The sequence below is a fragment of the Clostridioides sp. ES-S-0123-01 genome, from assembly GCF_020658415.1.
Lineage (GTDB): Bacteria > Bacillota > Clostridia > Peptostreptococcales > Peptostreptococcaceae > Clostridioides.
In genome coordinates this window covers 521076-533839 of the sequence record NZ_JACVWD010000003.1, presented here as the reverse complement: position 1 = coordinate 533839, position 12764 = coordinate 521076, and the positions used below count along the sequence as shown (strand labels likewise).

The following is a 12764-nucleotide window of genomic DNA, read 5'->3' as shown; positions in this document are numbered from 1 at the left end:
TAAAAAATAATTATGTATTATGTACATACTTATTTATTTCTATAAACACTTACATAAATCCTGTTAAAAGTGTAAATTTTTTAATATTAATATATTTAAAGACAAAATATAGAACAATTTTAAGTATTTTATATAAACCTTTATAAAATAATATGCTACTTGCTAACACTTTAATCATAAAATTTTTAAATATAATAATTAAAGGGAACGTTCTAAAGCTTACACTTTTACACATAAATTTACATACATAAAAACCACTCTAAATAAGCAACTCTTACCTAGAATGGTTTTTACACTAAACAACTTTTAAATTTTGTTGGTATTTATTTATATCTGATTTAGAAGCATATACAAAATGACCATCTGAAACCTCAATCCAACTTGATAACTCATCACTTGAACAATTATACATACTATAATTATATTCCACTCTATTTCTTACCTTAGCATATCTTGGGTCAGGAATAGGAATTGCAGAAAGTAAAGACTTTGTATATGGATGTATAGGATTATTATACAACTCTTCTGAATTCGCTAATTCTACTAATTTTCCATTATGCATAACTCCTATACGGTCACTAATATGTCTCACCATAGATAAATCATGCGCTATAAATAAACAAGTTAAATTCTTTTCTTTCTGTAATTTTTTAAATAAATTTACTATTTGTGCTTGTATAGACACATCTAAAGAGGCTATCGGTTCATCAGCTATTATAAACTCTGGGTCTACTGAAAGAGCTCGAGCTATACCAATACGTTGTCTTTGCCCACCTGAAAAGTCAGAAGGATATTTATTTGCATAGCTTCTATCAAGTCCCACTAAATTTAACATCTCATAGACTTTATCCAGTCTTTCTGCTTTATTTTTACAGACACCCTGAATTTTAAGTGGCTCTGAAATTATATCTCCAATTGTCATACGAGGATTTAATGATGAGGTAGAATCTTGAAAAATAATCTGCATACTTTTATTTACATCTTTTTTTACAAATTTATATGATTTTTTATCTGAGATACAATTTCCCTTGTAAATTACGTCTCCACCAGTAGGCTCATGTAACTTTATTATAGTTTTACCAGTTGTAGATTTTCCTGAACCAGATTCTCCTACTAAACCAAATATCTCTCCTTTATATATATCAAAACTTATATCATCAACTGCTTTTACAATAGTACTTTTATCCAAATGAAAATATTGTTTTAAATTTTTTATTTCTAGTATTTTTTCTTTATTCATTAGAAATCACCCTTCCACCATTTACCCTAACTGGTATATTTATTTTAGGTGCATCTGGATGCAATAACCAAGTTGCTGCACTGTGTGTATCATTAATTTTAAACATTGGTGGCTCCTTTTCATAATCTATCCTAAGAGCATTTTTATTTCTTACTGCAAATGCATCCCCCTTTGGAGGATTTAATAAATTTGGAGGCATTCCAGGTATATTATACAAATAATCTTCTTGTGAATCTAAAGTAGGTAATGAACCTAATAATCCCCAAGTATATGGATGTCTAGGGTCATAAAATATATCTTCTACTGTTCCTATTTCTACAATCTTACCTGCATACATAACTGCTATCCTATCAGCCATAGTTGCAACTACACCTAAATCATGAGTTATAAATATTATTGATAAGCCTATTTTATTTTGTAGTTCTTTTATTAAGTCAATTATTTGAGCTTGTATAGTCACATCCAAGGCTGTTGTAGGCTCATCAGCAATTAATACTTCTGGATTACAAGCTAGTGCTATAGCAATTACTATACGTTGCCTCATTCCTCCTGAAAAATGATGCGGAAATTGTTTAAATCTTTTTTCAGGATTATCTATCCCAACTAATTCAATAAGCTCTATAGCTCTTTTCTTAGCTTCACTTTTACTTATGCCTTGATGGATTACTATAGCTTCAGTTATTTGCTTTCCTATTGATATGGTTGGATTCAAAGATGTCATAGGGTCTTGAAATATCATTGATATATCTCTTCCTCTAATATCTTCCATTTCTTTCTCAGATTTTTTAACTAAGTCCTTTGATTTAAATAGAACCTCTCCACTTTTGATATATCCATTATATGGAAGTATCTTTATCAAACTTTTGCATAATACAGATTTTCCACAACCAGATTCTCCAACTATAGCTAGTGTTTCACCCCTTTTTAGGGTAAAGGACACATCTCTCACAGCCTGTACTTCGCCTTCTTCTATTTTAAAGCTTACAGATAGATTATTAACCTCCAATAAATGTTCCAAAAACCATCAACCCCTATGCTATTCAAACCTTAGGGATATATTTCATCCCTAAGGTTTCTAATTAATCTAACTATTATTCTATTGTCCAATCAGCTATGTTCCAGAATATCCCTACACCATGATGACCTAAAACTGTATCAGGTGTTAAACCTTTTATATTTGGTTTTCCAACATATATAGCATCTATATAAGCAATAAATGTATATGGCATATCTTTAGTCATCTCTACTTGGAATTGTTTATATAACTTTAATTTTTCATCTTTATTTTCTGTTTCTCTTGCTTGTTGAAGTATTTTGTCTATAGTAGGATTAGAATAAGCACTGTAGTTTGCACCTTTATCTGTTCCAAATACTTTATATGTATGGTCATCTGGGTCAAATGGACTTCCCCAACCGATTAAGTGCGCATCTTGATTAGCCCAATCTGTTTCAGTTACAACTACAGCTTTAGCATCAACACCTATTTCTTTTAGCTGTTGTGCACATATTTTAGCCATATCAACTCTAACTTGGTCACTTTCGCCAGCTGTTATTTCAAAAGCTAATTTAGTACCTTCTTTTTCATATATTCCATCAGAACCTAACTTCCAACCTAATTTTTCAATTTCTTGCTTAGCCTTTTCTGGATTATATTCAAATTTCTCTATATCAGGATTATTATATGGTCCCATTTGTAAAGGTGAATATGCGGCTACACCATGACCCAATAATACACTATCAACTATTGCTTTTCTATCTATTGCATAACTTAAAGCATTTGGTAATCCTTTAGTCTTTTCATCTTTAAAGAATTTAGAATTGAAGTTATATAGTATACCTCTATAATCTGCAGTTTTCATTATATTTACTTTAAAATTCTTTTCGTCTTTCTCAAAATTAGACATATCTTTAGGAGTTACTTGTGCTAAATCTAATTCACCTGATTTTAATTGCATTGCTTTAGCTTTGTCATCTGGTACAATCTTAAATACTACTTTATCCAGTCCTGGCTCTTTTACAAAATAATCACTATTTTTAACAAGTGTTATACTTTGCCCTTTATCCCATTTTTCAAGTTTGAATGGTCCAGTACCTATTGGTTTTTGATTAAATCCATCAGTAGTTATATCTTTACCTTCTAATGCATGTTTTGGTAATATTCCAACTGTTAAATAATCAAGCATTGCTGTATTTGGTGCTTTTAAAGCAATTTTTATAGTAGTATCATTAATTACATCAATTTTTGTTATATCTTCATAATTTGATGCTATTTCAGAAGCATTGTCTGGATTCATTATAGTTTCCATTGTGAATTTAACATCATTTGCTGTAAATTTCTCTCCATCATGCCACTTAACATCATCTCTTAAATTAAAAGTATATGTATTTGTTGCTTCATCAAATTTCCAATCTTTTGCTAGACAAGGAACTACTTTATTATTTTCATCATGAGCTGTTAATCCATTAAATATCAATGAATTTATTTCGCCATGTTCATATAGTGCTGGATTTATACTTGTATAGTCATTACTTCCATAAACAAGTACTTTACCATCTTTAGGTTTATCTGTTTTTTTGTCCCCATTTCCTGCACTCGAACAGCCTGCCATTAGACTAAGTATCATTACTAGACTTAAAACTTTTAATTTTTTTAATTTCATGATGCTCCCCCTTTTGCTTTTAATAATAAATATTTTTTAAAGCTTTGACCCCATTTATTTAAATAGATATTTCAAATACCTTAGTATTTGCTTATTTAACACTTAAAACGCTGATTTATAAATTACTTGATTTTTTATTATTGCTCTTTCTTATATAATTACCAATATTAGTTATACAGACCAATGTAGTAACTAAAAATATACCTGGAATTAGGATAATCCACCATCTATTTGAAAGCAGTGCTTCTTCTGATAAAGATAGCATACTTCCCCAAGAAACAATTTCTATTGGCAAACCAATTCCTAAAAAACTCAGTGTTGACTCAGTTCCAATAGCTGCACCTATATTTGTTACTACCATAAACATTATTGATGCAACAAAGTTTGGAAGTAGGTGCTGTTTTAATATATATAAAAATCCTCCACCCATACTTTTAGCTGCTAGTATGTACTCACTATTTCTTATTTGTCTAACTTCAGTCCTTACAATCTTAGATATATTCATCCAACTTGTTATCCCTATTACTATGGACATAGATATTGGATTTGAATTCCCAAGTATCGCTTGTACAAATATTATAATTAATATTGATGGTATACTAAGTATGATTTCTGTAAATCTCATCATTGCATCATCTACAAGCTCAGATGCTGAACCGCTTATGCTACCATAAACAATTCCTATAATAGTTGATATTATTGTCGAAAATATTCCTATAAATAAAGATATTTTTCCTCCATACCATATCATAGAATATATATCTCTTCCCATTGAATCTGTTCCAAAGAAAAAATCTTTACTTGGAGCTAAATTAGAACTTACTAAATCCATATATGTTGGCTCATGTGTCATTATCAAAGATGAAAATACACTTCCAATAACTATAATGGATAAAATTATGATTGATATATATGGTAACTGTTTAAATTTTTCAAACAGAGTTTTTTTTATTTCTATTTGTTCATCTTTTACTACTGAAATATAATTTTCTCCTACAATCTCAAAATCACTACATTGCGGCTTCATTGTTATCACCTCTATCGTACTTCATTCTAGGGTCTATTTTATTGTTTATAATTTGAGCTAGCATATTTCCAAATACCACTAAAGCTCCTGTTATTAGACATAAAACTAATAACATATTATAATCGTGATACTTTGCACTCTCAAAACAAAGAGTTCCTAACCCTGGATAAGAAAAAACCTTTTCAACTACATAAGTTCCTCCTAATATATGAGGTATTGAAATAGCCATGATACTTATATATGATGGCATTATATTTCTCAGGCAATGCTTAAAAACAATGGTTCTATTGTTTAAACCTTTTGCTTTACATAGCAATACATAATCTTCTCTTATTTCTTCTAGCAATTTATTTCTTATCATATATGTGTAATACCATAAATGGCTCAATATAAGTACTGTAAGAGGTAATATTAAATGAGATATCCTACTTGATATACTATATTCCTCTCCCATTGAATAAGCTCCACTACTTGGAAGTATACTTAGATTTATACTGAATATAAGTATAAGTACTAAAGCAACCCAGAATGATGGAATACAATTGGTTATCGTACCTAGTTTACATATAACCCTATCTATAAGCTTATCTTCATGCAATGTACAAAAAATTCCTAAAAGTAATGCTAGAACAAAGGTAAGTATGTATCCTGAACCACCTAATATGATAGTATTTATATAAACATCATTTATAACAGAAGTAACATTTTGCTTATATTTAAATGAAATCCCAAATTCTCCTTTTGATGCATCTGAAATCCATTTTATATATTGACTGTATATTGGTTCGTTTAGACCAAGTTTTTTCATAGCATTTTCTTTTTCTTGAGTACTCATTCTTTCTACACCATCTCCATAGTAAGAAATTAATGGGTCTCCTGGAGCAAGTCTTGCCATATAAAAAACCACAAAAGATAATAAAAACATTACTAAAATAAACTGCAACAACTTTTTAACTATATCCTTTAACAAACCCCTATTCCCCCTTTGTTGCAATAAAAAAAACCACCAAAAGCAAGCGTCAATCGACGTTTAAACCTTCGTGGTTTTATTATCATTAAATAAAAATTAAATTTTAAATATTTATCTATAAACCAATTTTAGCATCATTTATGTTGTGTGTAAACAAACTTTTGAAAAATTGTTAAAATTTCATCAAATTGTTTTATTTTTACCTAAAATTAAATTTTTATGATATTACTAATCTCTTATTTATTACATAATTATTAAATTTTATATTGACTATTTACTGAAACTATATTATATTAGTTTCTATGCAAACTATCTAAGAGGTGATTTTATTGAAAACTAATTATGATTGTTTTAGAATAGCTATGCTTCTAAAAGAACTCTATTCTAAAACAATGTACACAGTAGAGGAAAATTTTAAGGAAAATGGATTAACACATCAACAGATTATAGTTATAAAGCTAATAGCTCATAATCAAGAACTAACAATTTCACAACTATGCGATGAGATGTCTTTAGCTAAAGGAACGGTATCAGGTATAATCAGTAGATTAGAGCAATTTGGATATGTAGAAAAGTTCAAAAAATATGATGATAAGAGAAATACATATGTTAAATTTACAGAGGATGGACTTGAATTCGCCACAAATTTTAAAAGTAAAATGCAAGAAAGCTTTGATGGTATTTTTAAAAATTGTGATGAAAAAGAATTAAATGAATTAGTAAAAAATCTTAGAAATATATTAGCAAAAATAAAGGAGAGATAATTATGAGTTCTAAATTAATACTTGCAATAGTGTTTATAACATCAGCTTTAATTTTTTACACTATAGGTGTATTTGGAGAAAGAAAAGCTAAAATTTTAAAAAAGAAACATGTAATTATATTTTGGCTTGGTTTAATATTTGATACTTTAGGAACATTTACAATGAGTAATATAGCTAATAGCCACGCTTTTGAAGTGAAGTCTGTATTGTCCCAAAATCTTCATAGTATAACTGGTCTCCTAGCAATTGTGCTTATGCTTTTTCATGCAGGCTGGGCTACTTTTGTTTTGTATAAGGACGATGAAGATAAGAAAAAATTCTTCCATAAGTTTAGTATAGTTGTATGGACTATCTGGTTAATTCCATACTTTATAGGTATGTTTATTGGTATGGCTGGATAATAAATAAAAAAAAGTGTGTAGGAAAATGAATATACACTTACACACTTTTTCATATATATCTATAATGTTTTACTTACTCTTTTACACAGCTTAATAAATCCTTATGTATAATTTAAATTTATTAAACACCTAACACTTGAGTTACTCCTGGAACTTCGCTTACCAAAACATTTTCAATAACAGCTTTTATTGTCATAGTTGCTCCTGGACATCCACTACAAGCACCTTGTAATCTAACTAAAACTACACCATTCTCATTTACATCTATAAGCTCTACATCTCCACCATCTCTTTGTAATACAGGTTTTATCTTTTGTTCAAGTACTTTTTCAACTTGTTCTCTCATAGTTATTCCCCCCCAGAAATATTTTTATTACCAAGATTATACCAATGGTTTAAATTTTTGTCCATCTAATGATTTTTCAAACTCTATATTTGCCTCATCAATAATCTTAGTATTCATAAATACATCATAAGCACTACAAGCCAATACCTTAGCTGAATTTATCATAGCTGAAAATCCTATACTTGAACCAGCTGATGCACATGACTGCCATGTGTGGCTTGCCACACCAACAGGCCATGCTGCCATTGCAAATTGAGCTACTGGTATCACATAACTTACATCTCCAACATCAGTAGAACCAGCTAATCCCTTATCTTCTGCTCCATCAGCTATACCATGATGTATATAACTGTCCACAATAGATTTATCGTCTTGGAATGCTGTAGCTACACCTAGTCTCTCATCCTTAGTAAGAGTAGCACATAATTTTTTTGCAAATTCTTCTTCTTCAGGAGTAGTTTTAGGAGTTCCAACAAGAATCATATTATCGTATACTAAATCAGTTAAACACTGATTTGGTATATAATCATAAATCCCATCAGTAATTACATACTCCATTTCAGTCTCTGTCATCATAGCTGCTCCTTGTGCCACTTTTATTAGCCTATCAAGAACATTCTCTGCATCCTTTGCTTTTTTACCTCTTATAAAATACCAACTTTCCGCAAAACCAGGAACTACATTAGGTCTTCCTCCACCATTAGTTATAACATAATGCATTCTTATAGAGTCAATTACATGTTCTCTTAAATAATTTGCTCCTACATTCATAAGTTCAACAGCATCTAATGCGCTTCTACCATTATGAGGGGCTTGAGCTGCATGTGCTGTTATTCCCTTAAACTTAAATCTAGCAGATAAATTTGCCAGACTTCCACCTCTCCATGTGCCATTTATATCAAAAGGATGCCATGTAAATGCGCAATCTACATTATCAAAACATCCATTTACACACATTACAGTCTTTCCTCCACCTTCTTCTTCAGCAGGACAACCGAAATATTTTATTGTTCCATTAAATTTATTTTTTTCCATAAGTTCTTTGATAGAAACGACTGCTCCTACACCTGCTACACCCAATAAATTATGACCACATCCATGTCCAGATTCTCCCTCTACCAATGGATTTTTTTCTGTACTCACAGATTGTGATAGTTCTGGCAAAGCATCATATTCGCCAAGTATTCCAATTACTGGCTTACCTTCTCCAAAACTCGCTATAAATCCAGTGGGTAAATTGTCTACTTCTTCAATTTCAAATCCTTTTGACTTTAGATATTCCTTTTGAATACTGCTTGCATACTTTTCTTCAAAAGCTAATTCTGGATTTTCCCATATTTTTTTAGATAAATCAATTAATTCTTCTCTTATCTCCTCAATATTATTTATAATATATTCTTTCATAGTCTCCTCCACAGATATGTATTTTTGATATGCTTTACAAATTATATTATATACTAACATTCTATTTATTCACAATTTTTTGTTAATTAATTTGATTTATATATTCTTCTATACAATGTATTTTTTCCTTATTTTTTTTCTTCATAAATTCAATGTACTCTCTTTTCCATGGTGTAGTTTTATTATTTTTGTTTAGTAATAGTTCTAATAAATTAATTTCTTCCATTCTCATATCTTCATAAAATACTACACTTCCTAGTATTGCCAATTCAAATTCACTTAATGAAGCAAATAGCATTAGATAATCATCCCCAAATAAGCACTCAGATTCAAGAATATCAATAAAGTCTTTTTTTGCATTGATATTTTCCTTTATTATTTTTATTTTTTCAATTATAGAAGTACTCTCTAGTACAGCATTGAATATCGCTCTAAATGACTTATCATCTAATTTATTTTCATCATCAACAATATACTTTTCTAAAGGTTCACTTTCATTCTTACTTACAGTTATAATACTTTTAAAAGTGCCACTTTTTATTGAACTTAGTACAGACTCAATAAATATCTTCTCATATGCTTTTATGTATTTTATCATGGCTTCATCTTCTATATTTAATCTTTCTATCAAAACAGCAATTGCTTCTTCAAGCAATAAAACTATTTTTTCATTTATTATACTTTCTTTATTGAGCTCTTCAGAATTATTAAAATCAAAACTATTACTTTCTTCAATAAATTCAACTACATTATTTTCCTCATATTGCTTAATTTCATCTTCAAAAGTATGATTGTATATGTTTTTAAATTGTTTTTCTAAAAATTCATATTCATATTCTGAAATCTTCAAATTAGTTGATTCATTACCTAAAATTGTAGAGAAAATAGAGTTATTTATAATAAGTTCAAATAAATTTATAAGTATAACATCACAATCTATTTTATAAGTTCTTCCATAATCATAAAATAATTTTTCTCTATCTTTATTTCTAAATAAATTACAAAATCTATTTTCTATATCCATACTCTCAATATAATTTTTCACATAATAAATTCCTTGAATATCCATATCATCTAATGCCAATGGATAATCTATACTCACTGGAATATCATATGCTTCAAATTTTATACTATAGTTTTTAAAGAAACCAGACAGTTCCATTAAAGTATCATTATACGCCATTAAATTAGTGTCTAATTTTCTACTTTTCATTACTTCATAAAATTTTTCTAACTCAAGTAAATCATATTCAAGAATTTTAATGCCTTCTAAGTATACATACTTAATATTTTTAGACGTCAATTCTGCAACTCTTTTTTCTATACTTTCAAGTTTACTTACATATGCATCAATAGAATACCAAATTGAAAGCAATAATTTTTCAGCAACTTCAGTCTTTACTGATGTACTTTGACCATTTGTATATTTTTTAATTAAATCTATAAGAATTAAGGATATTTCCTGTTGTATGTTATATACTTCTCTCTCATTTATTACTTTACAATCCATACATTCTTTAAGTAGAGATATTGCATATTGATTTTTTATTAGATTATTTTCATTTATATTGATGTTGGTTAGATTATTATTTGACATAGTAAGTTTCCCCTCTCATTAGATTAAACTTCTCCAAATTTAAACTTTTTTGCAAATTCCTCTGCTTCTCCCCTTACATTATCCATATTCCCTGTAAATTTTTCATAAAGTTCATCAAGTATTTCTATAATTTCATCATCACAAATTTTATCATCTGTTTCATTTTTTAAGTAATAAAAGATTTCTTGCATATCATTAATAATTTCTAAATAATCATCCATATTCGTAAACTGTGATGTATATATGTTTTCTATTAATTGTTTTGTAACTTTTATATCTAATTCTATTCTTCCATATCCCTTTAAAGTATCATTTCTTGAAGTTATTATATCTTTTACATCCGCTTCGGAAAGTACTAGACCATAACACTTAGATTCTTTATTAGTTTCAAGCAATTCATTTCTTTCTATTTCCTTTAAATTTTGATGCATAGAACTCAAAATAATAGGTGATATCATTTTAAAATTCTCCTTTTTTATTTTTTCTATTGACTTTTAATTCATTTTATGTTATATTTAAATTAGTATATTTATTAACTTATAGAACTACTTATAATAATATTATTATAAGTAGTTTTTGTCAACTCAAAATTACTATTTTAATTAAATTTTTCAATAAAAAAAATATATCATTACTCAGATATATTTTTTATAACTATTCATCAATTTAATAGTTATTTATAATTAAAATCTAAAGAATGATATATTAATTTACTTATCTTTTTTAGCTCTACTTCTGCTTTTCTTTACATTTGAGCAATTTCTACAGGAAGGTGAACAGTATTGAGATTTAGAATTTGTAGGTATATAAATCTTTCCACAATACTTACATTTATTTAAAGATGCAGGTTCACTTGTAATTGCAAATGCATATATAGTTTCAATAGCTGTTTTTAAAGAATTAAATTCCCATGCAATTGTGGGTTTATCTAATTGACTTATAGAAAATCCAATCTTTTGAGGGTTAAACCCTCCAGACATAATAGTCACACTTTCAGTTAGTAGGTTAGACATGTTTTTATAGACACAAATTTGATTAAAATGTCTACACATATCCTTAGCAAAATTTACAATCCAATCCAATTGTTCTGTATAAAACCTTGAAAATACTAAATCTAAAATCAATGGTCTTTTTCCAAAAAACTTGGGTGATTCCTCTCGTTTTGATACATCTATACCTCGTTTATATTTTTTAAAGTATACATCTTCATCACTTGCAAATGGGATGAACATATTTACATACTCATCAGTATTCAATATATTCTCTTTTGTAATATAATTCTTTTCAATCATCAGTACTCTTTCTTCACCAACAATATCTCTATTATATACACTTGAATAAATTAATCCTAACAACCCATATTTCTTTACAAATTCAAGTACTTCTTTTTTTAATCTCATTTCTTTAGTTTCTTTTGATATCTCTTGTAATGCTTCTTGTCCTATGCGAATTATATCTACTATAATTTCATCTGCAACATCAAATGGATTGTACATAGTAAATACAGCATCTTCTGTTGGTACTATATACAGTTCATCTTCTTCAGTAATTTTATATTCATAATCACTATAGCGAATCCAATCACTTGCAAAGTTTCCAATTAATTCTATATTTTTATTCATAATAACAGCCTCCCTTGAATGTAATAGTTAAGATTTATTAACTATTACATTTTTAGTTTATTCTATAATTTTCATCATGTCAACTCTTCTTTTAATTTTATATAATATTAAGTCATATAATAACTCTAATTAGCCTAGATATTGATACTAAGTAATAGTAAACTTATAATTAATTTTATCAAAATCTATTTACATTTGAAATTAATCTCTTTATAATTAATATGTAATATGTAATATATAAATAATTTTACATATTACATATTAATTATAAAGAGAGGTACTAAGAAAATGGATAGAAAACGTGAATTAAAACAACTATATAAGGAAATGAAATTTGACATTGGTGTATTTATGATAAAAAGTGATACTACTAAAAAGATTTATCTTGGAAAGAGCAATGACATAAAAAGCAAGTTTAACTCCCTCAAATTTCAACTTGGTGCTGGGTCATGTATGGTAAGAGATTTAAACAATGATTGGAAAAAATATGGAGAAAAAACATTTACATTTGAAATTTTAGAACTTATAAAACACGATGATAACAAAACTAAAAAAGACTACTTAGAAGAATTAGATATTTTAGAAATGGTTTGGTTAGAAAAGCTAAAAGAAGATAACTCTTATGAGATTTATTCTTTATAAAAAATAGGCATCATATCTTCTTTTTTGATGTAAACGTGATAGGATGGAATTGTCATACAATTTTGTGTATGACTCCATTCACATTTTCACT

The 12764-nt window shown here is 28.1% G+C and carries 13 protein-coding genes; 3 read left to right on the top strand and 10 right to left on the bottom strand.

Features of this window, described 5'->3' with window-relative positions; translation table 11 throughout:
- Positions 1–295: 295 nt before the first annotated feature.
- From IC175_RS09410 to IC175_RS09390, 5 genes are all read right to left on the bottom strand, one after another.
- Positions 296–1240, bottom strand: coding sequence for an ABC transporter ATP-binding protein (locus IC175_RS09410; RefSeq protein WP_227433327.1), 945 nt, complete (start codon positions 1238–1240; stop codon positions 296–298).
- Complete coding sequence (locus IC175_RS09405) at positions 1233–2258, bottom strand: ABC transporter ATP-binding protein (RefSeq protein WP_227433328.1); 1026 nt, start codon at positions 2256–2258, stop codon at positions 1233–1235. The genes IC175_RS09410 and IC175_RS09405 overlap by 8 nt, the downstream gene beginning before the upstream one ends.
- Positions 2259–2331: 73 nt before the next feature.
- Positions 2332–3900, bottom strand: a complete 1569-nt coding sequence (locus IC175_RS09400) for an ABC transporter substrate-binding protein (RefSeq protein WP_227433329.1) — start codon at positions 3898–3900, stop codon at positions 2332–2334.
- Positions 3901–4015: 115 nt separating this feature from the next.
- A complete protein-coding gene (locus tag IC175_RS09395; RefSeq protein WP_227433330.1) occupies positions 4016–4927 on the bottom strand; it encodes an ABC transporter permease in 912 nt (303 codons plus the stop codon).
- Positions 4911–5897, bottom strand: a complete 987-nt coding sequence (locus IC175_RS09390) for an ABC transporter permease (protein ID WP_227433331.1) — start codon at positions 5895–5897, stop codon at positions 4911–4913. The genes IC175_RS09395 and IC175_RS09390 overlap by 17 nt, the downstream gene beginning before the upstream one ends.
- A gap of 329 nt (positions 5898–6226) precedes the next feature.
- On the opposite strand from IC175_RS09390, the gene IC175_RS09385 reads away from it, so the two are divergent.
- Together IC175_RS09385 and IC175_RS09380 are read left to right on the top strand one after the other, a co-directional pair.
- A complete protein-coding gene (locus tag IC175_RS09385; protein ID WP_255605859.1) occupies positions 6227–6661 on the top strand; it encodes a MarR family winged helix-turn-helix transcriptional regulator in 435 nt (144 codons plus the stop codon).
- 2 nt (positions 6662–6663) lie between these two features.
- Positions 6664–7062, top strand: a complete 399-nt coding sequence (locus tag IC175_RS09380; RefSeq protein WP_227433332.1) for an HsmA family protein — start codon at positions 6664–6666, stop codon at positions 7060–7062.
- A gap of 121 nt (positions 7063–7183) precedes the next feature.
- Here the strand turns inward: IC175_RS09380 and IC175_RS09375 are convergent, their stop codons facing one another.
- From IC175_RS09375 to IC175_RS09355, 5 genes are all read right to left on the bottom strand, one after another.
- Positions 7184–7408: a NifU family protein gene (locus IC175_RS09375; protein WP_227433333.1), complete on the bottom strand. Its 225-nt coding sequence runs from the start codon at positions 7406–7408 to the stop codon at positions 7184–7186.
- A gap of 36 nt (positions 7409–7444) precedes the next feature.
- Entirely contained in the window at positions 7445–8812 is a 1368-nt protein-coding gene (locus IC175_RS09370) for a M20 family metallopeptidase (protein ID WP_227433334.1), read from the bottom strand.
- Between the two features lie 82 nt (positions 8813–8894).
- Complete coding sequence (locus tag IC175_RS09365) at positions 8895–10409, bottom strand: DUF6179 domain-containing protein (RefSeq protein ID WP_227851456.1); 1515 nt, start codon at positions 10407–10409, stop codon at positions 8895–8897.
- 23 nt (positions 10410–10432) lie between these two features.
- The gene (locus tag IC175_RS09360; RefSeq protein ID WP_227433336.1) at positions 10433–10867 is read right to left on the bottom strand and encodes a DUF6323 family protein; all 435 of its coding nucleotides are present in this window, start codon (positions 10865–10867) and stop codon (positions 10433–10435) included.
- A 252-nt stretch (positions 10868–11119) separates the two neighbouring features.
- Complete coding sequence (locus IC175_RS09355; RefSeq protein ID WP_227433337.1) at positions 11120–12031, bottom strand: recombination protein NinG; 912 nt, start codon at positions 12029–12031, stop codon at positions 11120–11122.
- A 288-nt stretch (positions 12032–12319) separates the two neighbouring features.
- Between IC175_RS09355 and IC175_RS09350 the strand changes: the two genes are divergently transcribed.
- A complete protein-coding gene (locus IC175_RS09350) occupies positions 12320–12673 on the top strand; it encodes a GIY-YIG nuclease family protein (RefSeq protein WP_227482965.1) in 354 nt (117 codons plus the stop codon).
- Positions 12674–12764: the final 91 nt, after the last annotated feature.